This window comes from Pseudomonas sp. TE6288 (genome assembly GCF_054062095.1).
In genome coordinates, this window is record NZ_JBSSEW010000003.1 from 122581 (window position 1) to 146893 (window position 24313).

Here is a 24313-nt window from a genome sequence, read left to right on the forward strand (position 1 = left end):
CGCTGCGGCAGTGGAAAAAGGGTACGCCTTGGGGGTGAGCCTGGATTGCGGCCCGACAGGCGTGGTGCAGATGCTAAGCGTGCCCCGGGTTTGCCCCTAGGCCAAAGAACCCTGAATTTCGGCCAGCGGCACGCTGCGGGCGAAGCGGGCCCTATAGTCTCGCGGGGTCACCGCCAGGTGGCGCTGGAACGCCAGGCGCATGCGCTCCTCGCTGCCGAACCCGCACTGGCGGGCGACCTGCTCGATATGCTGGTCGGAGTTCTCCAGCAAGCGGCGCGCCGCCTCCAGGCGGAACACCTCGATGGCCTTGGCGGGGGTGCGGCCGGTCTTGTGCTTGTACACCCGAGTGAAGTTGCGCAGGCTCATGCGTGCCTGTTCGGCCAGCCGCTCGACCGTCAGCCGCGGGTCGCCCAGGTGCTCGCTGAGCCATAGGTGCAGGGTCTCGAAGGCGTCGCTGTCCTCGCCCTGGGCCTTGAGCAGCTCACTGAACTGCGCCTGGCCGCCGGGGCGCTTGAGGAATACCACCAATTCGCGGGCCACCTGCATGGCCACCTCGCGGCCGCAGTCGGCCTCGACCAGGGCCAGCGCCAGGTCGATGCCGGCGCTGACGCCAGCCGAAGTCCACACCTGATCCTGCTGCACGAAGATCGATTCGGCATCCACCTCGATGGCCGGGAAGCGTCGGTGCAGGGCATCGCACATCGCCCAGTGGGTGGCGGCCCGGCGGCCATCGAGCAGGCCGGCGGCGGCCAGCAGGAAGGTGCCGCTGCATACCGAAGCGGTACGTCGGGCGCGTTGGGCGGCCTTGGCCAGCCAGGCGACCAGTTCGGCGTGATCAGGGAGGGTGCGGACGATCTCCGGGGCGCCGGGCACGACCAGCGTGTCGAAGGGCTCGTGCAGCCAGGGCGCCAGTGGCTCGGTGGCGACGGCCAGGCCTTCGGCAGTGGGGACCAGGCCCCCTTCGAGGCTGGCGGTGACCACCCGGTAGCCGGGTAGGCCGCGCGCAGCACGGGCCTTGGTCGCGGCCCAGAACACCGTCTGCGCGCCGCTGAGGTCGAGCAGGCCCATCTGCGGGTAGGCGAGGAACAGCAAGGTGCGCGGCTGGTCAAGCGCGTGCACGGGCGCTGCGGGAATCTGCGGGATGTCGGTCATGGCGCGCTGCTTGTGGACGGGGCGTAGGCCCTAGTCGAGCAGTTGGCGCGATGATGTTCAAGCACGACGCGATGGCCGTCAGACCTGGGCTCTTGTGGGAGCGGGGCAAGCCCGCTCTCACGCTGTTACCTGGCCGATCTAGAAGCTGTAGTCCACCGTGGCGAAATACGAGCGCGGCGCGCCCAGCAGCCACTGTTCGCCGCTGTAGCTCGACTGGGCGTACTCGCGATCGAACAGGTTGTTCACCTGCAGGCCCAGGCGCACGTCGGGCAGCACCTGCCAGCCGATGTTGGCATCGACCACGGTGTAGCCCGGCACGCGTTGGTCATTGGCGGCGCTGGTATAGCGGGCGTCTACGTAGCGCAGGCCAATACCGGTGTCGACGCTTTGCCCGAAGCCTTTGCTCAGCCACAGGTTGGCGGTTCGACGTGGGACGTCCTGCGGGTGGTTGCCAGACCGGTCGTAGGAAACGCCTCGGCTGAGTTGAGTGAAATCATCGTACTTGGCGCGCACCAAGGCTGCGTTGCCCGACAGTTGCCATTGATTGCCCAGAGCCAGCTCCAGGCTTGCCTCCAGGCCATCGGAGGTCTGTTGGCCTGCCTGCTGGCTGCGCTTGGAGACCACGTCGTACACCGGCAGCTTCTTCTTGACGATGTGGTAGGCCGCCAACGTCCATTCGCCGCGTCCGTCCCAGAACCGTTGCTTGAGGCCGAATTCGGTCTGCTTGGCTTCGGTCAGTTCAAGGCGTTGCTCCGGGCGCAGGGTCAGCAGGTCACCGACACCATCCTCGCTGGTGGAGTACTGGCCGTACACCGACAGATCGTCAGTCAGCGCGTACACCAGGCCGGCGCGCCAGTTGCCGCCACGCAGGCTCTGGTCTTCGCGAGTGTCCTTCACCAGGTCGTTGCGGTCGATGTGGTTCTGGTCGCGGCGTATGCCGGTGACCAGCGACAGGCGCTCGGTCAGTTGCGTGCGGTTTTCGGCGAACAGCGAGAAGGTGCTGGTTTTCGACAGCGTCTGCGGGCGCGTCGGATCGGCACTGTGGAACCCGCCGGGTGCCGGCCGCCAAGGGTCGAGCGAGTCGGTGTAGCCATCTTCGTAGGGCGAGTTGCTGTCAATGTTGAAGCGGATCTTGTTGTACTCGGCGCCCACCACGGTCTTGCTGGCCAGGCCGAACAGCGAGTGATCGAAGGTGAAGCTCTGGCGGTCGCCGATCTGATCCTGGTTGTGCTTGATCTCCAGGAAACTGCCGCGCCGGATCACGCCGGCATCCCAGGCGTACTCCTCGGCATTGCGCCAGTGGCGACGGCTCTTGATGTAGTACAGCTGGTTGCTGGCGCTGATGCTGTCGCTGATGTTCCAGTCGCTGGTCAGTCGCGTCCATTCATCATGGTAGCGCTGCTCGTCATTGCTGACGTTGTAGTTCTTGTTGCGCACGCTGCTGCGCAGATGGCCGTCGATCAGCGGCGTGCCGTAGTAGTTGGCAGGTTGCGCGTCGCCGCGTTCGTGGGACAGGGTGAAGCTCAGGTCGTCACTGGCATCGAAGCGCAGCGCGCCGGAAAACGCCAGGCTGCGCGAATCGGTGCGGTCGACCCAGCCGTTGCCCGCCTGCTGGTTCAGGGTGGCGCGATAGCTCAGGCGCTCGCTCAGGCTGCCGCCGCTGTCCAGCCCCAGTTGCTGACGGTCCCAGGAGCCGTAGCCCAGGCGCAGGTGGTTGCGGATATCACCGCTGAAGGGCTTTTTCGGGATCACGTTGACCGTTGCCCCGGTGGCGCCTTCGCCATACAGCACCGAGGCAGGCCCACGGATCACATCGATACGCTCGACCATCCAGGGATCGACCGGGTAGGTGAGGGTGCCGGCGCCGGCGTACAGGCGCGACCCGTCGAACAGGGTCATCACCGAACTCTGGCCCGTGAAACCGCGCGCCGACAAGCCGGTGCCGCCATCGCCAGGGGTACCGATGAAGGTGATGCCCGGCGAGCGGGTCACGGCATCCTGCACCGTGGTGTTGTTGCGCTGCTGAATCTGCGCGGCGGTGATGCTGCTGGTGCTCGCCGGGGTTTCCAGGGCACTGAGGTTCAGGCGTGAACCGGCCTGGGTGGGGGTGGTCAGGTCGACGGTCTGCGGGTCGCGGCTGTCGGTGATCGCCGTGGAGGGCAGGGTGAGCGCAGGGCTGGGCTGCTCGTCGGCCAGCGCCGGCAGGGACACGGCCAGGCAGGCCGCCAGGGTGTGAAGCTTGTTGATACGGGACATGTCGTTCCACTGCTGCAGGAAAGAATGGATCCCGGTGGAAAACACGCAACGGCGAAGCGCGCGCAGGCGCGCACGCGAATACCGGCCTGCGCCCGCCCACCGCGGGTTGCCAAGTGAAGCCTCAGGCCGGTCTCCGGGCTTGCGAGGGTCGTGAAGCCTTCACCTTCCCATGCGTGTGCACAGTGGTCTGTCGAAGGGTTCGCTCGCTTACCGTTGCGGGGGCAGCGCCGGACTTGTCGTGGTATCGACTCACCGGCTTCCCGTTTCACCTTGCGCGCGGCGGCGCAGGGCACCTGAAACTGGCGCGCATCTGACCACCGAACGGGCAGGGAGTCAATCGTCTGGATGGGTGGGCTGAATCTTGCTGAATCGCGGTTCAGAGCGGTTGCCGTCAGGCAGGTATTGTCTGCGGCCAGGCCTCGTGCATTGGCGCAGGCCGCGCAGGGCGCTACCATCGGCAGCCAGCCTCCTTATCCAACACCAACAAGCCAAGGACGCGTATGACCGAGCACGCCCTGTCCCTGCAACAACTCGCCGCCCCCGAAGGCATCTGCTACGGCTGCGGCTGTTCCCACCCCAGCGGCCTGCATGTGCAGAGCCACTGGGACGCCGACGGCATCCACCTGTCGTGCCGGCATACCCCCGACCCGACTTTCACCGGCTGGCCCGGCCTGGTCTACGGTGGCCTGCTGGCCATGCTGGTCGACTGCCACTCCAACTGGACCGCCATGGCCTGTCACTACCGTGCCGAAGGCCGCGAACCTGGCACCTTGCCACGTATCGACTGCGTCACCGGCCAGCTTGGCCTGACCTACCTCAAGCCCACGCCCATGGGCGTCGAACTGCTGCTCAAGGCCCGGGTCGAGGGTGAGCTGGGGCGCAAGACCCGGGTGATCTGCGAGGTCTGGGCCGGGGATGTACTGACTGTCACCGCCGATTCGGTATTTGTGCGGGTCGACACCGAGAAGCTCAAGCGCCAGGCCCATGGCGACGCCTGAACTTGCACCGATGGGGTGGGGCTGGCATTGTCGAACGTGACCCGGCTGCCCGACAGGATGTTGCCATGCCCTACCAGATTCGCCCGGCCCGTGACGAAGACTGCGTGGCCCTGAGCCTTGTCGGCCAGGCGACCTTCGCCCTGGCCAGCCCGCCCGATAGCGCGGTCAGCGCCCAGCAACACTACATCGCCCACCATCTCCAGCCCGAACATTTCCAGGCGCACCTGGAGCACCCGCACAAGCGGTTGCTGGTGGTCGAACGGGATGGCCAGGTGCTGGGCTACAGCATGCTCGACCTGGCGCCCGGCAAGCTGGGTATTGCCGAGGCCGATCAACTGGCGGAAATCTCCCGTTGCTATGTACTACCCTGCGCCCATGGCACCGGCGCCGCGCAATTGTTGCTCGCCACCACCCTGGCCCAGGTCGATGGCCAGGCGCGTCTGACAGTCAATGAGCTGAACGCTCGGGCGATCGGTTTCTATCAGCGCAACGGCTTTCGCAAGGTGGGCGAGGCGATCTTCCCTTGTGGCGACGAGCGGCACCGCGACTGGGTGATGGCCAGGATGGCCAAAAACATTTTGACAGGGCTCTAGGATGGTATTTTCTGCCGTAATGTATAGATAAATACCCCCAAAAGTACCCCCAAATCAAACCCTCTAGATATGCGAGCGAGAGCGGAAAAACCTGACAGCGGTCGTCGAAGTGCACCTGGAATTCGGCATATGCAGTGGAAAAATACAGCAGGAAATCAAGACGGTCTGTCCGAGGCCGATTGAGCGAGGTCAGTCTGGCGGCTAATGCTTCGTCTGGAGCGCAGCAAGCTGGCTCCAGGTACGATTACGAAACAGATGTTACAGCCTCAGCGTATGCATGCCCTTCTCATAGTGCGGCCCGACGCAGAGGTCTGATTTGTCGAGCTCGGGATCAACCATAGAGGTTGTCATGATGACCTGGTGAGGCTTCTCACCGTACTCGGCGAGTGCTTCCACCAGCACTCTTTGGAAATTCTGGCTACGATCTGGGCCCATTCCCTTATCTTCGGTGTTGTCGAGCAGGAACAGCCTTGGGTAGCGCATACTGTCGTCCTCCAGCGACTCGAGCAGAATTGCTAGGTGGAAACTGTTTTTCAGAATGGTTTCGGAGCTCGCAGAGAATTTTGAACGGCCATCGACGAGCATGAAATCCTTGCCGAAATCGAACATGACGGTTCGCGCTTCGTTGAAGGCGGGTTCGAATCCGCCATCCTTTTTGAGAAGCTCAATCGTTTTGTCAGATAGATTCCCTTCAATGGTTTCCTGGCGTGAGCTGGTTTGCGCTTTGCTTACCGTGATTTGCTCACCGAGCTCCAGCATGGTCGCGTTAAGTGTCTGCTTTTTCTGAATCAGCCCTTCGACGGCCGTCACTAGCTTGGCTTTCGCGTCGTAGTTTTTGATCCGTTCTTCGACCGTACCGATCTTTGTTGAAAGCTCGTTGAGCTTGAGCACTCGGTCGGAACTCATGCGAAGAGCGGCGACATGATTGGACTTTACGGTCTGAAGATCGCGCTGCTTTGAACTGAGGTAGTGAGCATGCTCGCTCAGCTTGGTGCGCAGCTCCACGAGCACCTTAGTGCTTTCTTTCTTCTGGAACGCCAGCTCATTCAGTGCGGCGAGGTAGGATGCCTCTCTGGAGTTGTTATCCAGCTCGGTCTTGCACAGGTGGCACTGGTCCTTGGCTGACTCCGAAAGGCCCGTAAGGCAGCTTGGGCAGAATTTGAACCGAACTTCACCGAAGAAATCGTAGGCCATGCGGGACTCTTGCAGGGCTTTGATTCTTGATTCGATCGCTGTGATGAACAGTTCTGATTCGACGATCTCGTTGACCATCTCGGCTTGTCTGTTCGTGCGAATGTCGATTTCCTTGGTGAGCTCAGTGATTTGCCGGCTTGCTTGCTCAGCTTTGGCTTTGAGCGCTACGTCAGAGGTCGATTCGTCTGGTTGAGCGAGCAATGCATCTCGTTGCCCAAGCAGCGTCTGCAGCTCTTTGTGCGAGGCTTCAACCGCACTATTGAATGATGCTTCGCGCAACACCGCTTCTGAAGGAGAAATGAATCTGTAGATAGAGTCCAACTGGCCTTCAATTTTTGCGAACTCAGACTCGGCTTTAGAAAGCTGCTGCTTGAGAGCATAAATGCCGAGGTCGTCCAGGCCAAGCAAGAAATCGCCGATCGCTTGGCGCATGCTGGGTTTGTCGAACGTAGAGTGTTCGGCCCGCAATATTTTGTTTACCGGCGTGCCTTGGTCAACGAAGATCAGACGCAATATCTGGTGAATGGTGAGGTTTGCGTAATCGTCAGTCTGACTATGAGGCCATCCCAGCAGCTCAAAAATTTGCTGTGAGAAACTGAGTTTTTCGTCGCTGCGGGTGATCCCATAAGTTTGCCACACTGCCCCCGACTGGGCGGCTTTCAGCTGTTCGAAGCTCCCGCTGAAGAAGCTCATGGGAGGCTTCTTTCCAGGTTGAACCTGGCGATGGATTGTTAGGATGTGATCGTTCAATTCGATCTCAGCAAACACGCCATCGCAGGTTTGAGCCTCCTCGTTCCACCGATCTCCGGCAATGTCCCCGCCGAGTGCATAGAACAGAAAATCCATGATAGTGGATTTGCCTACGCTATTGGCACCTCGAATGATGTTTACGCCTCGGTGGAGAACCTCGTCATAGACTGCTTTGCCGCCTTTGGCGATGATGAAACGGTTGATGAAAAACGTAGAGGGCTTAGAGGTCATAAATGTACTCCATCAGGCCGGAGCGGAATTTAAGACCATTCGATCCGTTGAACTTCGTTTTCGGTAAGCCCTTGGTGATGACCTCGAATGCGTCGCTCTTGAGGAAGTCGTCGTTGTCCAGAAGAGCTGTATAGGCCGAGGGCAGGGAGTCAGGCTCTAGTTCCATGATGCCTTTGTCGAATGAGGATTTGGAAATGACGCCTTTCGCAATCAGTTCGAGCGTTGCGGTTTTCTGGAATGACTCGAGCTCGAAGAATGTACGTGCAGGGTTGCTTAGGTCTTCGAATTGCTCTGGAATCGTTGCTACTTTGGTCTTCAGCTTCCGGATCTCACTGGGCCAAGGCGTTATATTTTTGAGCTGGCTAGGGAAGAGGTAGTAGAAGTCGAGCATGCGCAGCAGCGGCCAACTGATCTGCTGATCAGCAGTGGCATGGAGAATGGACACGATTCTGTAGAGGCAGTGGTTGGCGTCAAAGGCCGGGTGGTACATCAGCATGGTGGCCGCTCCCAGATCAAATGACACTTGCCGGTCAGAAAGTAGAGCATCCCGGAAATCATGAACTGATCCACAGTGATATCTTCGGCCATCACCTCGCGGTAAATGGCATCCACGATCCCATTCAGGATCACACTGTCGATGACTTCATCTGGCGCTCCTTGCTTGAGTAGCGGGCGAACGTGCTCTTCAAAAGCGAAGCTGATTTTTTGAAGGATGTAGAGGAAGACGCCTTGCCGACGACGGTTGAGTTGCGACTTCATGAGGCGTTTGGCAAAGAAGTCCTTGCGTTCGATCGCCACCTCAAGAAGGTCGTCTCTGCCACCATTTCTGAGCTTCTGCTCAAGGCCGATCACGGGAGTTTGAGTTTTCTGGTTGGTGAAAAAATCCAGACGTTCAACGAACCACTGAAAGTCTTCATCATTTTCACTTAGCTCTTGGAATTTAGCCAAGGCACGCGTGATGGCTGTCGGGTCAGGCGCTGGAAGCTGGATGATGTAATTAGTGTCGTCACCCACCCTGAGGTTCCCGTGAATCTGGGAGCCCCACACATTCGCTTTATTCATTTATTTTCGCGGGTTGTGTTGTTACCGGCCTGGACGCTGCCATGAACGGTTGAGCTTTTGATATTAACTGTGTTGCTGCCTGGGGCAGTTTTTCTGCTGGCGTTGATCAGCGCTAGGCACAGGCCGAAAACCACGACCGCGACCAAGCCAAATAGAGCAAAGAGCTCCGTGTGCGTGAGGTTTTTCAGGTACGGAGAGGTGATGAGTTGCGGGTAGACTATGAAGCCGACGAAGGCAGCTACGCCAGCGATACCACAAGTCTTGACGACAACAGTCCAGAATCCTTCCATGACGTATCCATGAGGTGCAGTCAAAACGCTATCATTACGTATCGCGCCTCGACCGTAAAGCTGTAGATATGCACAGAGATCGAGTTTAGGCGTTCAGTCTTTGGAAATCATCGTGCATTCTTTAGTGCTCCAGTAGGAAGACGCGCCCAGGGAGGTCGTATCCACGGGTCACCCGAACGACGCCAAAATTCGCGGCGAGCGGTCGGCATGATGCTTTACTGCACATGATTTGGTCAGTCAGCGGTGTGCGACATGTGAGCGGAACTGTCGTGGCGAATTGCAAAGGAGGCTGCGTGGCGATCAAAGCAGTTTTTGTAGGCATCAATAAACACCTTGACGAGTCGATCCCGGAGCTGAGCGGGGCCCGTCGTGACGCTACAGCGTTATGGGCCTTGTTCACCGACACCGTTCAAGGCCTGGTCGGTCGTCTTCTGATCGATGAGGCAGCTTCGCATGCCGAGGTGTCGCAGGCCATCCTAGGAATGTTGTCGGCCGCAGGCCCGGACGACGTTGTGGTCATCACATTTGCTGGCCACGGCTCTCCCGACGGTAATCTGGTCTTGTATGACACCAGCGCAGCAGATCTAACCGGCACGGGCCTGTCGATGGCAGGGCTAGCTGATGCCTTCAAAGTGACGAAGGCTCGAGCAGTGCTCTGCGTGCTCGACTGTTGCTTCAGCGGGCAAGCGCCTGCGCGTGTGCTAGAGGTAACAGGACGTCCAAGAAATGCATTTGCGTTGTCTGGTGTTTATGGCGAGGGGCGCATTCTACTTGCGGCATGCGCAATCAATGAGTCTGCTTGGGAGCAGCCTGGCACCGGCCATGGCTTGCTCACGCATGCCGTGATCGAGGCTCTGACAAGTGCAGCCAGCGACTCGGTCAGCTTTCCGGAGGTCGCTGGCGAGATCATTCGATTGGCGCGCGTCGAAGCTGAACGGATGGGTGTGACACAGACCCCCGTTTTTCTCGGCAACATTCAGGGGGGGCTCGTATTCCCCGTTCTTAAGCGTGGTGATAACTACGCTGCTGTGTTCCCTTCGATAACTGTCCCGCAAATGTCGGGGTCGTTTGCGGAGCTTTCCGAGCATGGGTTTCTTCCGGAAATAGTCGATCAGTGGATGATGGAATTCCCGAGAGGCCTAAACGCGCTGCAACTCAAGGCCGTCAACGAGCAAGGAGTACTGGCCGGCAGATCGCTGCTGGTGGTCGCCCCGACTAGTTCGGGTAAGACCATGATCGGCGAATTGGCTGCGATTCAGGCGGTCACAGCTGGCAAGAAAGCGGTGTTTCTGCTGCCATATCGGGCATTGGTCAACGAAAAGTTCGAGGAGTTTAGCAAGCGGTATGGAGCTGCGGGGCTGCGCGTCGTTCGGTGCAGTGGTGACGCAACAGATGGTATTGGCCCTGTGTTGGGGGGGCGCTATGACCTGGGTTTCTTCACCTACGAAACCTTTCTTAATCTGGCGCTCGGTTCGCCGCGCCTGCTCAATCAGCTTGGCCTCGTCGTAATTGACGAAGGGCAGTTCATCACTGACCCGAATCGAGGCATTACGGTCGAGTTGATTTTGGCGCTTCTGCTGCGGGCGCGTCAGCGCGGCATCGAGCCGCAATTGGTGATCTTGTCGGCTGTCATTGGCAGCCTCAACAGCTTCGATCGATGGCTGGGCCTCCCCTTGTTGTTGTCCCGCGAGCGGCCTGTGCCCTTAGTCGAGGGCGTGCTCGATCGGCGCGGGATGTTCCAGTTCATCGATGTGGACGGCACCACCAACACCGAAGCCCTGTTGCCTGCGCATCGCATCGTGCAGCGTCGGGACAAGCCTAGCTCGCAAGACGTGATTGTTCCGCTGGTTCAGCAACTGGTCGCACAGGGAGAAAAGTTGCTGGTATTTCGCAACATGCGGGGTCCGGCACAGGGCTGCGCTAAATACTTGTCGAAGGAATTGGGCCTAGGGCCGGCGACTACCGTCCTGGACGTGCTGCCAGTTCAGGATCTGACCGGCGCTTCGCAGGACCTGCGGGAATGCCTTGCGGGTGGGACCGCGTTTCACAACACAAATCTCTTGCGCGCGGAGCGGGAAGCCGTCGAGAAAGGTTATCGCGACGCTGATGGCGGTATCCATGCTCTGGTGGCCACGACCACGCTGGCTGCTGGTATCAACACTCCGGCATCTACTGTGATCCTGGCCGAAAACAAGTTTGTTGGTGAGGACGGCCGGCCATTCACCGTCGCAGAGTACAAAAACATGGCGGGACGAGCGGGACGGCTCGGATACAACGAAACCGGCAAGGCCATTATCCTCGCCGACACGCCAATGGAACGCGCGCAGTTGTTCCAGAAGTATGTGCTCGGCGTGCCGGAAGATGTAATGTCATCCTTCCAGCAGCGGGACCTGCCAACCTGGACGCTGCGCTTGCTTAGCCAAGTCCGGGGCGTCCGTGCCACTGAAATTCCAGGGCTCCTAGTCAATACGTTCGGAGGCTACTCTGCATCACGTGCGAACCCTCAGTGGATCTCGATGGTAGAGCATGAAGTCACCGCTTTCATTGAACGTCTGTTGTTGGCCGGGCTAGCCGAACGCGAGGGCGAGTTGATCCACCTGACACTGCTCGGACGCGCCTGCGGCGCTTCGTCCTTGTCGTTTGAGTCGAGCCTGCGGCTGGTCGAATTGATGAAGCAGCTAAACGCCGAACAGACATCGCCTACTCAGGTACTTGCAATGGTGCAGGTTCTTGATGAAATGGACGCGATTTACACACCGGTCATGAAGCGGGGGCGATCGGAAAGCGTGCGCGCCAATGACGTAGGACAGCGGTTTGGGCAGGCGATGACTCAGGCACTGCAACGATATTGCCGGGATGAAATAGAGTTCTGGTGTCGATGCAAGCGCGCGGCGCTTTTGTACGACTGGATCGAAGGCGCTCCCGTTGATGCGTTGGAGAGGCGATTCTCGACGACACCCTTCGGAGGCGCCATCGGATACGGAAACATTATCGGTATCGCCGATGCAACCCGCTTTCACCTGCGTTCGACGCACCAAATCCTGTCGGCACTGTTCCCGGATCAGCCTGCGTTCCTGGCAGGACTCGATGAAGTCCTGCAGCGGCTTGAGTTCGGCCTCCCGGCTGGTGCGCTGCCACTCAGGAACTTGCCGCTTCCTCTCACCAGGGGGCAGTATCTGGGGCTCTTCAACGCGGGATGCTTGACGCCGGAAGACGTAAACGACTTGAGCGGAGAGGTACTCGTCGCATGCGTTGGTCCAAGTAGCGCGTCGCTGTTGAGGCCTCAAGTATGAATACCTGAGCCTTGCTCAGAGATGTGAGTTTTTTTGATAAGCGCGTCGCCACCGTCGCGTAGTGCTCTAGAACGGAGTCAACATAATGAGCGACTACTATAGTGACCGTCAGAACGGTCCACGCGCACGCACCGAGCAGGTGATTTCGTCCACGGTCTGGGCTGGTCTCGTGGCAACGGTGCATGCATTGATCAATAGCGGCGCATTCGGCCTACGCTTTCCCGAACGCTGTCCAGATGGGCAAGCCATTTCTGGCGGCGATTCGGATGCCTTGGCGGCTTCCGTAAGCGCAGAAATGCCAGGTTTGGCTTGGCCGTTGGAGACAGTCCTCGTTGAGGGGGAGGGATATTTCTGTGAGCGCCGACCTTTCGCGCCGGACACGTTGCTCGTCTTGGACTTTATAGAGTTTGTTCACGCATCAGTGGCAAAGCCGATCCCGGGGAGGTATCACGACTTCTTTGGTCATCACCACCTGAGTTTCGACCAAGAGGCGGGGCAGGAGGACTTCCGCGCGACCGTCAATCGCATATTCGCGCGTAACGGGGTTGCGTTCGAGATGCTGCGCAATGGTCAAATTGAACGGGTGCTCCCGCCGGTACTTGGCGAAGAGCTGAAACGAATCCTCTTCGATACCGGGGATCGCACGCTCGACAATATGCTCGATGAGTGCCGAGCCAAGTTTTCTGACCCGAATCCATTGGTACGCCGCGAAGCTCTCGAGCGGTTATGGGACGCATGGGAGAGACTCAAATCACTTGCTGACCCGAGCGACAAGAAGCGCTCGGTCAAGATCATTCTTGATGCCGTGACTTCCGTGCCGTTGCTGCGGGAGAGGCTGGAGATAGAAGCGACCGAACTGAACTCCATTGGAAACAGTCACCTCATTCGGCACTCGGAGATCAGCCAGGTGCCAGTCATTGATGTGGATCAGGTCGACTACCTGTTTCACCGCCTGTTCGCCATGATTCAGCTAATACTGAGAAAAAAATAGCAGCACGAGCTCTCGTAGATTGCGCGCTTATCCCGAGGGTCGCACAGGCGTCATGCTGTGTTTGTGACGCCTTGTTAAATGGAAAAGATTAACCGAGGGGAAAGCAGTGCTTGAATGGTACTTGGAGGTAAATGCCCTCTTTCGGGCAATGCGTCAGAAAGCAATTGATGCACAAGGTCTCCTTGCGAGCGACGATCAAGCAGGGGCTAAGCTGATCAATGGCTATTTGAAAGCCGACTATCAACTGCTGCGCAAGCTATGGAGCGGCGCAGGGTTCCCTGAGCAAGATATGGGAAATCTTGGGCGGCATATCGGATTTGGCGACCCCAGTGACTACGACGACATTCTTGCCCGCGACCTACCCCAGGTGGAGGCGCGTGCAGAAGCGCACGCGCGCGACGCAACGGGCACTAAACACAACATGGGCTTCGAGGAGCTGCTACATCCGGTTATTTTCGCGCATGCCTTCCAGCACTATACGCACGGGCACTATCGCGACGCCGTGTTGAATTCCGTCGTTGCAATCTTTGATTTGATGCGAGAGCGCACTGGCCTGGACCTCGACGGCGCGGCTCTGGCAACACAGGTGTTGAGCCTAGAAAAGCCGCACCTGATCCTCAGCGACCTCAATACGGACTCGGGCAGAAATGACCAGAAGGGGTTCCTGCAAATTTTGGTCGGTGCTTACCTTGGCATCCGCAACCCCAAGGCTCATTCGCTAAATCATGATCTCGACTCAGAGAAGGCCGCGCAGTATCTGATCTTCGCCAGCCTTCTAGCCCGACGGATCTACGAAGCGAAAGACGCTCAGAGCACCTGAGTCGCTCTAATTGCATCGGCGATTCTCGATCTGACTGCAATCATCTAGATTGAATACTCCCAACGCGAAGGCACCCCCATGACCGATCTTTCCGCATTCCCCATCACCGGCAAATGGCCGGCGCGGCACCCCGAGCGTCTGCAACTGTACTCGCTGGCCACGCCCAACGGGGTCAAGGTCTCGATCATGCTCGAGGAAATCGGCCTGCCCTACGAGGTGCACAAGGTCAGCTTCGAAACCGAGGATCAGTTGAGCCCCGCGTTCATCTCCCTGAGCGCCAACAACAAGATCCCGGCGATTCTTGACCCCGATGGGCCGGGGGGCCAACCGTTGCCATTGTTCGAATCGGGGGCGATCCTGCAGTACCTGGCCGAGAAGAGCGGCCAGTTGCTGAGCCAGGACCCGGCCCAGCGCTACCAGACCCTGCAGTGGCTGATGTTCCAGATGGGCGGCATCGGGCCGATGTTCGGCCAGGTGGGGTTCTTCCATTTCTTCGCGGGCAAGGAGTACGAGGACAAGCGTCCGCGAGACCGCTACGTCAATGAGTCCAAGCGCCTGCTGGCGGTGCTCGACCGCCACCTGCAAGGGCGGCAGTGGATGGTCGATGCATACAGCATCGCCGATATCGCCATCTTCCCCTGGGTGCGCAACCTGGTGGAGCGTTACAACGCGCGGGAGTTGGTGGAGTTCGACAGGTTCAAGGACGTGCAGCGGGTGCTGGCGCAGTTCCTCGAGCGCCCGGCCGTGCAGCGTGGCCTGAAAATTCCCGCTTGATCGCGCCTCACCTCTGTAGGAGCGGCTTTAGCCGCGATGCAGGCAACGCGGAGCCTGGCACCCGCTTTGCGGGTGATCGCGGCTGAAGCCGCTCCTACAGGATCAGAAGAGCTGGTTGAGTAGCCAGTACAGACACCCCGCCAGCACCATCGCCGCCGGCAATGTCAGCACCCAGGCCATCAGCAGGTTTACCAGCGTCTTGCGTTGAATCCCCGAGCCGTTGGCCACCATGGTCCCGGCCACCCCCGAGCTCAGCACATGGGTGGTCGATACCGGCAGGCCGAACATATCCGCCGCGCCGATGGTGCACATCGCCACCACCTCGGCCGAAGCGCCCTGGGCATAGCTCAGGTGGGTCTTGCCGATCTTCTCGCCCACTGTCACCACGATGCGCCGCCAGCCGACCATGGTGCCCAGGCCCAGGGCGATGGCCACCGCCACCTTGACCCACAGCGGGATATAGCGGGTGGCGTCGTCCAGCTGGCGCTTGAACAGTTGCACATGGCGGGCGGTGTCGGCGTCGTAGCGGGCCAGCTGGTGCTTGTCGATCTGGCGGATGGCTTCGCTGGCCAGGTACATGTCGTTGCGCACGTTGGCCATGGCCTCGGCTGGCACGCGCTTGAGCGAGCCATAGCCCTTGACCTCCTCGCCGATCATGCCAGTCAGCGCGGCCAGCGCCGGCAGCAGCTCGGGGCTGGCCGCAGAGGTGGCGACGAACGCGGTCAGCACCTGGCGTGGATCGGCCGGGGCGGTCGCGGGGGCGGCCCGTACCAGCGCTTGGCGGGTGACCTCGGCGACGGCCGAGAACTGCAGGGCCTGCTCGTTGGGCATGGTCTTGTTCAGGGCATAGGCCATTGGCAGGGTGCCGACCAGGATCAGCATGATCAGGCCCATGCCTTTCTGCCCGTCATTGGAGCCGTGGGCGAAGGATACGCCGGTACAGGTGAGGATCAGCACGCCGCGGATCCACCAGGGAGGCGGCGTCTGGCTTTCTGGTGCCTGGTACAGCTCGCGGCGCTTGACCAGCGCACGCAGGGCGAGCAGCAACAAGGCGGCGCAGGCGAAGCCGATCAAGGGCGAGAGCAGCAGGGCGTAGCCAACCTTGCTGGCCTGGGCCCAGTCAACGCCGCTGGTGCCATCGCGCCCGTGCATCAGCGCGTTGGCCACCCCCACGCCGATGATCGAGCCGATCAGGGTATGCGAGGACGAGGCCGGCAGCCCCAGCCACCAGGTGCCGAGGTTCCAGATGATCGCCGCCAGCAGCAGGGCGAAGACCATGGCGAAACCGGCCGACGAGCCGACCTGCAGGATCAGCTCCACCGGCAGCAGGGCGATGATGCCGAAGGCCACCGCGCCGCTGGACAGCAGCACCCCGAGGAAATTGCACAACCCAGACCACACCACCGCAACCGGTGCCGGCAGCGAATGGGTGTAGATCACCGTGGCCACGGCGTTGGCGGTGTCGTGGAAGCCATTGACGAACTCGAAGCCCAGGGCGATCAGCAGGGCCAGGCCCAGCAACAGGAAAGGGGTGATGGTGGTGACGACGGTGCCGCTGGCGCTGACGTCCTGCTTGAGGCTCCAGAAGGTGTAGGCCAGGCCCGCCAGCAGCAGGCCGAAGAACAAGGTGAGGGTGGCGCGTCCGGGTTTGTGGGCAAGGGGTGGGCCTGGGGTGCGCAGGCTCAGGTCGGGCTGGCTGGCCAGTGACGGGGTTGCCATGAGGGCTCCGGTTGGCGTCGGGCGGTGGTGCCGAAGGTATACAGCATAGAAACAATTCGTTACCGGGCCGTGACCTCGATCAATGAAGGCCCTAGGCTTGTAGGGGAACGATGTCGCAGGAGTACCTGATGATTCGCTGCAAACGCGTCTACGAGAGCGTCGAGGTGCAGGATGGCCAGCGCGTGCTGGTCGATCGCCTGTGGCCCCGCAATAAGCGCAAGGAAGACCTGCATGGGCAGTGGTTGCGCGAAGTCGCGCCCTCCGATGCACTGCGCAAGGCATTTCACGCCGGTGAATTGGACTTTGCAGCCTTTGTCCAGCGCTATCAGCAGGAACTGGCCGCCCACCCCGAGCACTGGTATCCGTTGCTGGACCTGGCCGGTAAAGGCGATTTGACCTTGCTCTACGCCGGCAAGGATACCGATCACAACAACGCCCAGGTCCTGGCCCGGTGGCTGGAGGATGAGCTGGAGCGCCGTGGCCCGGCCAGTTCACCGGTGTGCTATGCCCCTTGAACTGATTCCCGCCAGCGATGACTACCTGACGTTTGCCCGCGACCTTACCCGCCGCGCCATGCTGCCGTACTACCGCGAGTTCGACCTGCTGTGGATCGAGGAAGCCTTCGACGAGGCCTGGGGCTGGCGCGAACAGTGGTTGGTGGTCGAGGACGATCAGGTACTGGGGTTCTGCAGCCTCAGTCAGGATCGCCAGGCGTTGTTCATTCGCGAGTTGCACCTGTTGCCCGAATATCGAGGCCGCGGCGTGGGCGGCTGGGTGCTGGAGGAACTGGCCGCCTGGGCGGCGCAACGCCGGCTGCCATGGCTGCGGCTGATGGTGTTCGCCAGCAACCCGGCGCGGCGCCTGTACCAGCGCCGGGGCTTCGTTGAAGTGGGCATGGACGAGTGTTTCGTGCGGATGCAGCGCCCGGTCGCCTGAGCTACTACTGACGCAGCCGCACCATCCGCCCCTGGACCAGCGTCGCCTCCAGCACTTGTCCCTGCAGCGCCAGCAGGTCACCGGCCAGCAGGTTCTGCAGCAGCGCCTTGCCGTCGAAGGTATTGTTCCCCAACTCGACCTCCCGCAGTCCCTCGACCCGCACCACCGCCTTGCCCACCTGTCCCAGGCGATTGCCACTGAGCAGCAGCGGGCCCGGCAGGGGCGTGGCATTGCGCAGGCTGACGGCGTACTCCGGGGTGTTGCCGATGCGATTGCCGACCAGGGCCAGGGCCGCCACCTCGCTGGCGTCCAGCGCGCTGCCCTGGCTGCTGGCCAGCAGGTTGTCGTCGATCAGCAGCGGCGCCTCGGGCGTGGGCGCCAGGTTGCGCAGCTGGATGCCGTTGCCCCGGCTGTCGCCGATACGGTTGCCCGCCAGCCACACGGCGCCGCGCTGGTCGCTGATTTCGATGGCGGCCTTGGCGGCGCCAAGGATCAGGTTGCCCTCGACCAGCGCCCGGGTCTGGCCGCGCAAGCGCACGCCGCTGTTGTTGTCGATGCCCCGCACCTGATTGTCATGCAGGTGCAACTGGCTGTCGCGGGCGTCGATGGCGTATTGCTGCGAGCCTTCGAAGCGGCTGCCGGCGATGGTCGCCTGGCTGTGTTGCAGCTCCACCGCGCTGGACAATTCGCTGAACTGACTGCTTTCGACCAGCAGCGTGGCGGGGCGCGTACCGGCGGGTTGCTGGGTACTCAGCGCGGTGCTCAGGCCCCGGGACAGGTTGGCGTTGTAGCCCAGGCGCCGGAGCGTCGAGCCGATCACCTGGGTGTGGCTGCCGGCCCAGGCCACCACGAAGGGGCGCCAGGCGCGATCGGTGTTGCCCGGTTTGTCGCCGGCCACGCTCTCCAGTGTCGAACGCTCCAGCCCCAACCAGCCCTGGTTGATCAGCGCGGTGCCGGAAAAACTGTACAGGTAGAGATGGGCGCCCTCGAGCAGCAGCCCGGCATCGGCGCCGATCATCAGCGGGTAGCTGAGCAGGTAGCCATCCTTGTAGGGCCTGAGCACCCGCGGATCGCGCAGCGCGTCATGCAGTTGCGCCAGGGTGATGCTGCCACCGCGCAGCACCACGGCCTGCGGGTGGTGCGCCTGGTAGCCGGCGATGGCGCGGAACAGGCCATTGTTTACGAATGGCTCGAACGGCCAGCTGCCGGCCTGGGACGAGAACATCGGTTGCAGGCTCACGCTGGCGCGGCCTGCGGGAGGCGCTCGACGGGCCTGTTCGAAGCTTACGGCCTGGCGGACCTGGCGGCGCAGTTGGTCCAGCTGTTGCTGGTGCTGCGCCTGGGGCAGGGTGTCCATTACCGGCGCGGCCTGGGCGGTCGTCGCCAGCAGCAGGGCGGCCAGGCAGGAGAGGGAAAAACGGCTGAACGGTGCCATGGAAACGTCCTTGATCAAGGCAGGGTGGGGTAGGCCGGTTTGAGCAGGCCACCGATCTGGCTGTAGTTGTCCACCTCGCCGTCCTCGCTGTCGTACAGCTGGCGGGCGAGGGCGTGCCCGGGCCGGCGGGCGAGGAACGGGATCAGCCAGGCCAGCTTGTACGGCGCGACTTCGGCCTGGCGCTGGCCCTTGAGTTCGGGCAGGGTGTCCGGGGCGAGCACGCTGCTTGCGGCGAAACTGGCCAGTTGGTCGAGGATGCGCTGGTCGTCGTCGCTCCAGGGCAGGCCATTGGCGCGCGCCGATTCGCTCAGCAGCACCAGCGGCACCAGCGCGTACTGGCTGTAGTTGGCAGCCAGCCTGCTGCGCGCCACCTCCAGCGGCAGGTAGGCCTGGTCGCCCCTGCGCACGGCCTGGGCCAGGCCCCGGCGCAGGTTGCCGTCGGCCCAGCGGATGAAATCGTCGCGGCCCACCAGCATGCCGGCGGCGGCCACCGCCCAGGCGGCCCAGTAGTCGTGGTTGTTGAAGTACACGGTGGTGGACTGGCGGCGCGGGCTGTACTCGCGCATCACCTGTTCGCCAAGCTGGCTGAACCAACGGTGCTGCACGGGAGTGAGGCGGACCTTGCCGTCGGCCGCCGCCTGGGTCAGCAGCACCGCGCCGGCCATGGCCGCCAGCGCCCACTTGCGCGCCGCCATGCCGGTGTTGCTGGCATCCGGATCGAGCAGGGCACCGGCTTGCGCCCAATGCTCCAGCCACTGCTCCTGGCAGGCCAGGGCCATGTTGGCCTCCTGGGGCTTCTTCGCCTTCTGGAAGCGCTTGCCGGCCTGGATCACGCCTGCGATGAACTGTTTGACCTGCCGGGCAATGCGCTCGCTGTCGGCGTCGGGCGCGGCGCGCAAGGTCGACTTGCTGGCGTCGCGTTGATCGTACTTGCTCTGCAGGTGCAGGCTGCCGGTATAGGGTGGTGGCGGTTGCTTGCTGCAGGTCAGGCTCTGGTAGTCGGCGATCAGGGCCGACTGCGCGGTGGCGCGGGCGGGCCAGATGGTTTGCGCAGCATGGCCGGGGAGGGGCAGCAGGGCGATTGCAAGCAGCAGGGGCAACCCTGGGGCCGCTTTGCGGCCCATCGCCGGCAAGCCGGCTCCCACAAGTGCCGTGCATTCCCCTGTGGGAGCCGGCTTGCCGGCGATGGGCTGCGCAGCAGCCCCTATTATCGATTTCACAGGCACAGGCGAGTCTCCACATCAGTGGCGGCCGTGCCGGCCTTGGTCGGTTCGAGGAATACCGAGAGCAGGTTGGCGCCGGCGAACTCGGGCGCCCGGCTCAGCTCCAGGTAGTACTGGCCGCCACCGACCGCCGCCTCGCGACGGAACCACACCTTGTCGCGGGCACCGTTGTCGTAATAGACGATGATGTAGAAGTCCTTGACGTTCCTGTCGCTCAGGCGGATGTCGAGAAAGCCCTTGGACACCGCCTGCCGGGCACTTCCGGTATTGCTCAGCAGTTCGATGCGCTCGCCGACCTGCAGTGCCGGACGCTGCAGTTTCGTGCCCAGTAGCTCTTTGGACGTCTTGCAGCCACCGTGTATCGCGGGCACCAACTGGCGATACATCAAGGGCGAGTCCAGCCGGTAGTTGGCCGGCAGTTCCCAGACGATCAACTTGGGCGGCGCCTCGGGCTTGTAGTCGGCGGACAGCAGATATTCCAGGAGCGAGCCGTCCTCGCCCACGCCGGGCAGTGCATAGTTGAGCACATCCGTCTGCAGGTACTGTTTCAGGTAGCCGTCGAAGTTGAACTGCTTGCTCTCGTCCTCACGAGCCGCGGCATTGCTGTCGCCGACCAGGATCACCTCAGGGTCGGGCGCTTCGTCGAACAGGGCATCGCTGCTATCGGCCACAGGCACGGTCTGGTAGCCGCGTACGTACTGGAACCCGTAGTTGTTGCCGCAGATGTAGCTCAGGGCCAGGTTCAGCGTGCCGTCCTTGGGTACCATCACGCCGGGCTCGGTGCTGTAGCGTTTCTTGCTCAAGCCACTGTAGAACGGCTGGCGGCGGATCTCTTCGGCCATCAACCTGGCCGTGGCCTCGGCGCCGGCCGGCGTCCAGTGGTGGTCGCGGCGGAAGAAGTATTCGCCCTGAGGCGGCTGGCGCACCAGCTGCATCATCGGCGCCACCACCGCGCCGCCTTGGCGCAGTTGCCCCAGGTAGGTGTTGAGGTTGCGGCTGGCGCGTTCGAAGTCGAAGCCATGCAACTGGTCGGTGTAGAGCTTGTCGCGGTGCATCAGGCCGCGGGTCGGCTGGACCGCCATGGCCACCTGGATACCCTGGCGGTGGAATGCGTCCATCAGCCGGGCGAACTCCGGGCGCATGGGCGCGGGAATGCCGAAGTCGTTGGTCAGGTCGACCATCGAGCGGAACAGCCAGCGCTCCTTGCCGGGGACGATCTGACGCATCAGCTTCATGCGCCCTTCGGCATAGTGCTGCGGTTCGGCCAGGGCCGGGCAGACCATGCACTGCAGGTTCTCGCAGCCGGGCCGGGCGGGCTCGGCGGCCTGGCCGGGCAGGGCCGTCAGCGCCAGGGTGGCCGCCAGGCCAAGGGGGAGGAAGGTGTTCATGGGCCAGTCATCCTTGCGGCGGTGTGTCACTCGGTCGGGTCGATGCTGTTGGCCAGGCTCAGGCTGCGATTGCCAGGCAGCAGCACGTAGCTGTAGGAGCGGCCTTTCTTGAGAAACAACTCGTCGAAGCTGGCCACTTCCTGACCGCCGACATAGGCGGCGAAGTCGATCTTGATTTCGTTGACCATGCGCGCGCCAGTCTGGCCCTTGCTCAGGGCCTTGACCACCTCGTGCTTGCCGTCGGCGGTGCGCAGCGTGGCCTGGGCCGGGGTCAGGTTGTAGAAGGCCACCTGGGCCTTCTTCGGCTCGTTCACATACTGGTCGGCAATGAGCTGCAGTTGCTTGCCGTCGTACACCACGGTGCTGGCGGCGTTGGCCGCCAGGGTCGGCTCGATGGCCGTGGCGCCGATGCCGATCCGGTGTACCCCGGCCGGCACGAAACGGTAGCCGCTGAGCTGCCCCGGGGCGACCTTCTGCGCATTGAGCTTGCCGCTAAGGGCCACGTCGATGCTGTTATCGGACAGGTTGAGCACGCGCACGAAGGCCGAGTCGGCCGGGGCCACGGCGTCGTACAGGTCGGCATTGCCTTCGGCGGCCAGGGCGATGTGGCTGGCGGCGCTCAGGGCCAGGGCGGTGAACAGGGGCGAAAGCTTCATCAGGTTCTCCTTGGGACGTCAGAAATGCGCGGGCTGGGCGTCGCGGGCAAGCGCGCCTGGGCGATGGGCAAGCAGGGTGCGCAGGGGAAACTCCCAGATCACGGTGTCGATCTGCGGGTTGTGCAACTGGTCGCTGGTGAGGAACTGGTTCATCGCCTCGAACGGCCCACGGGCCTCTACGGCGACGGACAACAGGTCACGGTTGAGCGCTTCCTTGAGGAAGCCGACGAAGTTCCAATCGTCGATCTTGCTGTAGCTGGTGCCCACCAGCAGCAGGCTCTGCGCCTGTTCGGCGAACAGCTCGTCACTGCCCTGTGCGGCCTTGAGGGTTTCGTACAGTTCGATCGGATTGCCGCCGAACTGTGGCGCCAGGCGGGCATGGTCGAACTGCAGGTAGTTCATCAGGTCGCCCTTGACCGTCTTGTCGCCGGCCTTGTGCGAGACATACACCTGGTCACCGAGCAGGCGCGGGCGCTGGCGTGCCAGTTCATAGGCTGACAGCCGCGCGCCGTCCGGGCTCCAGTGGGTGTCGGACTTGAGGAACAGGCGCGGACCGGCCAGGTTGCGCAGGTAGGCGTCACGCAGCGGCACCACATCCAGGCGGCGCAGTTGCAGGTCGGCGACGAAGCGGTCGTAGAGGCTGGCCACCCGTGGGTCGAAGGCGCGCTCGGCATGGGTGGCATAGATATCCAGCTTCATCGGCAAGGGCAGCAGCACCAGGTGCTTGCCGTGCTCGGCCAGTTGCTGCTCGACCTTGGCGATCTGCGCCAGCTGGCTCGCCAGGTTGGCGTCCAGGTCGTTGGGCACGCGGTACTCCTGGCTGGTGTAGAGCCAACCGTCCTTGCCCAGCACCACGCCCTGGGTGCCCTCGCCGAACAGCTGGAAGCGTGCGTCGGCCCACAGCTGCACCGAGGGTTCGCGCAGGAAGAATCGCTTGTCGTAGACCTGCTCGAACTTGCGCAACAGCTTGCCGTCGACGAACAGGTTCCAGCTGTCGGTCTGGGCGCGGGCGAAGCTCAGCACTGGCGGCAGCGAGTAGACGAACATCGCCGCCAACGCCATGGCGAAGGTCACACCGTTGGCCTTGCTGGCCGTCTTCATCACCGGATACACGGCACTCTCCTAGAACTGGAAATACAGAAACGGCGAAAACGAACTGGCCGCCAGGCTGCTCAGCGCCAGCAGAAAGCCCGCCCACAGCAGCAGGCTGTGCAGCACCCCGACATGACGCATGAAGTAGCCGTCCTGGTTGCCGGCGTAGAAGCGCACGTTGTTGATCCCGGCCAGGATCAGCCAGGCGACTGCCACCAGGGCGAAGGCCATGGCCATCTTCGAGGCGCCGAGCACGTACAGCTCCAGCGAGCCGAAGCCGTTCAGGCCCAGCAGCGCCCGGTAGATGTCGAGGCTGTGGCGCAGGTCCATGGTGAAGAACAGCGGCATGCTCAGGATGATCAGCAGCGCGGTGCGCAGGTTGCGGCCCAGGCGGTACGGCGTGCTGACCTTGGTGGCCAGGCCGAACTTGCGCTCCAGCACCATGCCGATGCCGAAGAACAGCCCCCAGCAGATGAAGGCGAAGCTCGCCCCGTGCCACAGGCCCGACAGCAGCATGGTCCACACCAGCGCCGGCAGGGCGCCGGCCACGCGCTTGCGCACCAGGGGCATGTAGACGTAGTCGCGCAGGAAATGCGCCAGGGTCATGTGCCAGCGCGACCAGAACTCGGTGATGCTTTGCGACACATAAGGCTGGTTGAAGTTTTCCGGGAAGCGGAACCCCATCATCAGCGCGAGGCCCAGGGCCATATGGCTGTAGCCGGCGAAGTCGAAATACAGCTGCAGCGTCGACACCACCAGGCCGAACCAGGCATCGCTGAACTGCAGGCTGCCTTCGCCGATGAACAGCACGTTGATCGGCGCCAGGCGGTCGGCAACCAGCACCTTCATGATGAAACCGAGCATGAACCGGCACACGCCCAGCGAGAACAGCTCCAGCGAGTGGCTGCGCTGGCGCAACTGCGGGGCCAGCTGGCTGTAGCGCAGGATCGGTCCCGCCACCAGGTGTGGGAACAGCGCGACGAAGGCGGCGAAGTCAATGAAGCTGCGGGTCGGCGTGGCGTCCTTGCGGTAGATGTCGACGATGTAGCTTAGGGCATGGAACACATAGAACGAGATGCCCAGCGGCAGGAAGATGTTCTCCAGGGTCCAGGTGTCGATGCCCAGCGGCGCCAGCAGCAGGGCCAGCATCTCGGCGCCGAAGTTGGCGTACTTGAAGTAGCCCAGCGTCGCCAGGTTGCCGGCCACGCCCAACCACAGCAGGCGCAGGGCCCAAGGCTTGTCCGCGGCGTCCAGGCGTGCCTTGATGCCCAGGCCGAACGCGTAGTTCCAGGCGGTGATGGCGACGAACAGCAGCAGGAAGTCCGGGCGCCACCAGGCGTAGAACACGTAGCTGGCGGCAACGATCACCAGCGAGCGCCACCGCGGCCGGGCCAGGTAGTAGATAGCCAGGAACAGCGGCAGGTAGAGGAACAGGAATACGTTGGAGGCGAAGATCATGC

The 24313-nt window shown here is 62.2% G+C and carries 21 protein-coding genes and 1 riboswitch; of the genes, 8 read left to right on the forward strand and 13 right to left on the reverse strand.

Annotated features, from left to right (window positions below; genetic code table 11):
* Positions 1–96: 96 nt before the first annotated feature.
* Together ACVWY1_RS03975 and ACVWY1_RS03980 are read right to left on the reverse strand one after the other, a co-directional pair.
* Positions 97–1152, reverse strand: a complete 1056-nt coding sequence (locus ACVWY1_RS03975) for a GlxA family transcriptional regulator (RefSeq protein WP_430944704.1) — start codon at positions 1150–1152, stop codon at positions 97–99.
* A gap of 138 nt (positions 1153–1290) precedes the next feature.
* Positions 1291–3408 carry a TonB-dependent receptor gene (locus ACVWY1_RS03980; protein ID WP_457377807.1) on the reverse strand — a complete coding sequence of 706 codons (2118 nt, stop codon included), beginning with the start codon at positions 3406–3408 and terminating at the stop codon, positions 1291–1293.
* A gap of 107 nt (positions 3409–3515) precedes the next feature.
* Positions 3516–3720, reverse strand: a riboswitch (cobalamin riboswitch).
* Between the two features lie 188 nt (positions 3721–3908).
* On the opposite strand from ACVWY1_RS03980, the gene ACVWY1_RS03985 reads away from it, so the two are divergent.
* Both ACVWY1_RS03985 and ACVWY1_RS03990 read left to right on the forward strand, forming a co-directional pair.
* The gene (locus ACVWY1_RS03985; protein WP_102684116.1) at positions 3909–4406 is read left to right on the forward strand and encodes a PaaI family thioesterase; all 498 of its coding nucleotides are present in this window, start codon (positions 3909–3911) and stop codon (positions 4404–4406) included.
* 65 nt (positions 4407–4471) lie between these two features.
* Positions 4472–4999 carry an N-acetyltransferase family protein gene (locus ACVWY1_RS03990; RefSeq protein WP_457377808.1) on the forward strand — a complete coding sequence of 176 codons (528 nt, stop codon included), beginning with the start codon at positions 4472–4474 and terminating at the stop codon, positions 4997–4999.
* Positions 5000–5257: 258 nt separating this feature from the next.
* Here the strand turns inward: ACVWY1_RS03990 and ACVWY1_RS03995 are convergent, their stop codons facing one another.
* The 4 genes from ACVWY1_RS03995 to ACVWY1_RS04010 are packed head-to-tail and all read right to left on the reverse strand — an operon-like array spanning position 5258 to position 8526.
* A complete protein-coding gene (locus ACVWY1_RS03995) occupies positions 5258–7174 on the reverse strand; it encodes an AAA family ATPase (protein ID WP_457377809.1) in 1917 nt (638 codons plus the stop codon).
* Complete coding sequence (locus ACVWY1_RS04000) at positions 7164–7670, reverse strand: ABC-three component system middle component 5 (RefSeq protein WP_457377810.1); 507 nt, start codon at positions 7668–7670, stop codon at positions 7164–7166. The genes ACVWY1_RS03995 and ACVWY1_RS04000 overlap by 11 nt, the downstream gene beginning before the upstream one ends.
* Complete coding sequence (locus tag ACVWY1_RS04005; protein WP_457377811.1) at positions 7664–8188, reverse strand: ABC-three component system protein; 525 nt, start codon at positions 8186–8188, stop codon at positions 7664–7666. The genes ACVWY1_RS04000 and ACVWY1_RS04005 overlap by 7 nt, the downstream gene beginning before the upstream one ends.
* Before the next feature lie 44 nt (positions 8189–8232).
* Entirely contained in the window at positions 8233–8526 is a 294-nt protein-coding gene (locus ACVWY1_RS04010) for a hypothetical protein (RefSeq protein WP_457377812.1), read from the reverse strand.
* Positions 8527–8819: 293 nt separating this feature from the next.
* Between ACVWY1_RS04010 and ACVWY1_RS04015 the strand changes: the two genes are divergently transcribed.
* The 4 genes from ACVWY1_RS04015 (at position 8820) to ACVWY1_RS04030 (ending at position 14404) form a co-directional block, all read left to right on the forward strand.
* On the forward strand, positions 8820–11819 hold the full coding sequence (locus ACVWY1_RS04015; RefSeq protein WP_457377813.1) for a DEAD/DEAH box helicase: 3000 nt from the start codon (positions 8820–8822) through the stop codon (positions 11817–11819).
* Positions 11820–11904: 85 nt separating this feature from the next.
* Positions 11905–12810: an AbiJ-NTD4 domain-containing protein gene (locus ACVWY1_RS04020; RefSeq protein WP_457377814.1), complete on the forward strand. Its 906-nt coding sequence runs from the start codon at positions 11905–11907 to the stop codon at positions 12808–12810.
* Positions 12811–12916: 106 nt separating this feature from the next.
* Complete coding sequence (locus ACVWY1_RS04025) at positions 12917–13630, forward strand: TIGR02391 family protein (RefSeq protein ID WP_457377815.1); 714 nt, start codon at positions 12917–12919, stop codon at positions 13628–13630.
* Positions 13631–13708: 78 nt separating this feature from the next.
* A complete protein-coding gene (locus tag ACVWY1_RS04030; RefSeq protein WP_457377816.1) occupies positions 13709–14404 on the forward strand; it encodes a glutathione S-transferase N-terminal domain-containing protein in 696 nt (231 codons plus the stop codon).
* A 102-nt stretch (positions 14405–14506) separates the two neighbouring features.
* Here ACVWY1_RS04030 and ACVWY1_RS04035 read toward each other — a convergent pair whose 3' ends face one another.
* A complete protein-coding gene (locus ACVWY1_RS04035; protein WP_457377817.1) occupies positions 14507–16123 on the reverse strand; it encodes an inorganic phosphate transporter in 1617 nt (538 codons plus the stop codon).
* Between the two features lie 128 nt (positions 16124–16251).
* On the opposite strand from ACVWY1_RS04035, the gene ACVWY1_RS04040 reads away from it, so the two are divergent.
* The gene (locus ACVWY1_RS04040) at positions 16252–16638 is read left to right on the forward strand and encodes a DUF488 domain-containing protein (protein ID WP_457377818.1); all 387 of its coding nucleotides are present in this window, start codon (positions 16252–16254) and stop codon (positions 16636–16638) included.
* Complete coding sequence (locus ACVWY1_RS04045) at positions 16628–17059, forward strand: GNAT family N-acetyltransferase (protein ID WP_102684119.1); 432 nt, start codon at positions 16628–16630, stop codon at positions 17057–17059. Before ACVWY1_RS04040 ends, ACVWY1_RS04045 begins: the two co-directional genes overlap by 11 nt.
* 4 nt (positions 17060–17063) lie before the next feature.
* Here ACVWY1_RS04045 and ACVWY1_RS04050 read toward each other — a convergent pair whose 3' ends face one another.
* From ACVWY1_RS04050 to ACVWY1_RS04075, 6 genes are all read right to left on the reverse strand, one after another.
* Positions 17064–18494, reverse strand: a complete 1431-nt coding sequence (locus ACVWY1_RS04050) for a right-handed parallel beta-helix repeat-containing protein (RefSeq protein WP_277504852.1) — start codon at positions 18492–18494, stop codon at positions 17064–17066.
* A 14-nt stretch (positions 18495–18508) separates the two neighbouring features.
* Positions 18509–19618: a polysaccharide lyase gene (locus tag ACVWY1_RS04055; protein ID WP_277504851.1), complete on the reverse strand. Its 1110-nt coding sequence runs from the start codon at positions 19616–19618 to the stop codon at positions 18509–18511.
* A 92-nt stretch (positions 19619–19710) separates the two neighbouring features.
* Positions 19711–21105: an alginate O-acetyltransferase AlgX-related protein gene (locus ACVWY1_RS04060; protein WP_457377819.1), complete on the reverse strand. Its 1395-nt coding sequence runs from the start codon at positions 21103–21105 to the stop codon at positions 19711–19713.
* A 26-nt stretch (positions 21106–21131) separates the two neighbouring features.
* On the reverse strand, positions 21132–21761 hold the full coding sequence (locus ACVWY1_RS04065; RefSeq protein WP_110700697.1) for an alginate O-acetyltransferase AlgF: 630 nt from the start codon (positions 21759–21761) through the stop codon (positions 21132–21134).
* Positions 21762–21779: 18 nt separating this feature from the next.
* On the reverse strand, positions 21780–22874 hold the full coding sequence (locus ACVWY1_RS04070; RefSeq protein ID WP_457377820.1) for an alginate O-acetyltransferase: 1095 nt from the start codon (positions 22872–22874) through the stop codon (positions 21780–21782).
* Between the two features lie 9 nt (positions 22875–22883).
* Positions 22884–24311, reverse strand: coding sequence for an MBOAT family O-acyltransferase (locus ACVWY1_RS04075; RefSeq protein WP_277504846.1), 1428 nt, complete (start codon positions 24309–24311; stop codon positions 22884–22886).
* Positions 24312–24313: the final 2 nt, after the last annotated feature.

Excerpts from the sequence above, each read along its gene's own strand:
- ACVWY1_RS03975 (WP_430944704.1), bottom strand. The coding sequence starts at position 1,152 with ATGACCGACATCCCGCAGATTCCCGCAGCGCCCGTGCACGCGCTTGAC.
- ACVWY1_RS04000 (WP_457377810.1), bottom strand. The coding sequence starts at position 7,670 with ATGCTGATGTACCACCCGGCCTTTGACGCCAACCACTGCCTCTACAGA.
- ACVWY1_RS04035 (WP_457377817.1), bottom strand. The coding sequence starts at position 16,123 with ATGGCAACCCCGTCACTGGCCAGCCAGCCCGACCTGAGCCTGCGCACC.
- ACVWY1_RS04055 (WP_277504851.1), bottom strand. The coding sequence starts at position 19,618 with ATGGGCCGCAAAGCGGCCCCAGGGTTGCCCCTGCTGCTTGCAATCGCC.
- ACVWY1_RS04075 (WP_277504846.1), bottom strand. The coding sequence starts at position 24,311 with ATGATCTTCGCCTCCAACGTATTCCTGTTCCTCTACCTGCCGCTGTTC.
- ACVWY1_RS03985 (WP_102684116.1), top strand. The coding sequence starts at position 3,909 with ATGACCGAGCACGCCCTGTCCCTGCAACAACTCGCCGCCCCCGAAGGC.
- ACVWY1_RS04060 (WP_457377819.1), bottom strand. The coding sequence starts at position 21,105 with ATGAACACCTTCCTCCCCCTTGGCCTGGCGGCCACCCTGGCGCTGACG.
- ACVWY1_RS04030 (WP_457377816.1), top strand. The coding sequence starts at position 13,709 with ATGACCGATCTTTCCGCATTCCCCATCACCGGCAAATGGCCGGCGCGG.
- ACVWY1_RS04050 (WP_277504852.1), bottom strand. The coding sequence starts at position 18,494 with ATGGCACCGTTCAGCCGTTTTTCCCTCTCCTGCCTGGCCGCCCTGCTG.
- ACVWY1_RS03995 (WP_457377809.1), bottom strand. The coding sequence starts at position 7,174 with ATGACCTCTAAGCCCTCTACGTTTTTCATCAACCGTTTCATCATCGCC.
- ACVWY1_RS04020 (WP_457377814.1), top strand. The coding sequence starts at position 11,905 with ATGAGCGACTACTATAGTGACCGTCAGAACGGTCCACGCGCACGCACC.
- ACVWY1_RS03980 (WP_457377807.1), bottom strand. The coding sequence starts at position 3,408 with ATGTCCCGTATCAACAAGCTTCACACCCTGGCGGCCTGCCTGGCCGTG.
- ACVWY1_RS04045 (WP_102684119.1), top strand. The coding sequence starts at position 16,628 with ATGCCCCTTGAACTGATTCCCGCCAGCGATGACTACCTGACGTTTGCC.
- ACVWY1_RS03990 (WP_457377808.1), top strand. The coding sequence starts at position 4,472 with ATGCCCTACCAGATTCGCCCGGCCCGTGACGAAGACTGCGTGGCCCTG.
- ACVWY1_RS04010 (WP_457377812.1), bottom strand. The coding sequence starts at position 8,526 with ATGGAAGGATTCTGGACTGTTGTCGTCAAGACTTGTGGTATCGCTGGC.
- ACVWY1_RS04065 (WP_110700697.1), bottom strand. The coding sequence starts at position 21,761 with ATGAAGCTTTCGCCCCTGTTCACCGCCCTGGCCCTGAGCGCCGCCAGC.
- ACVWY1_RS04040 (WP_457377818.1), top strand. The coding sequence starts at position 16,252 with ATGATTCGCTGCAAACGCGTCTACGAGAGCGTCGAGGTGCAGGATGGC.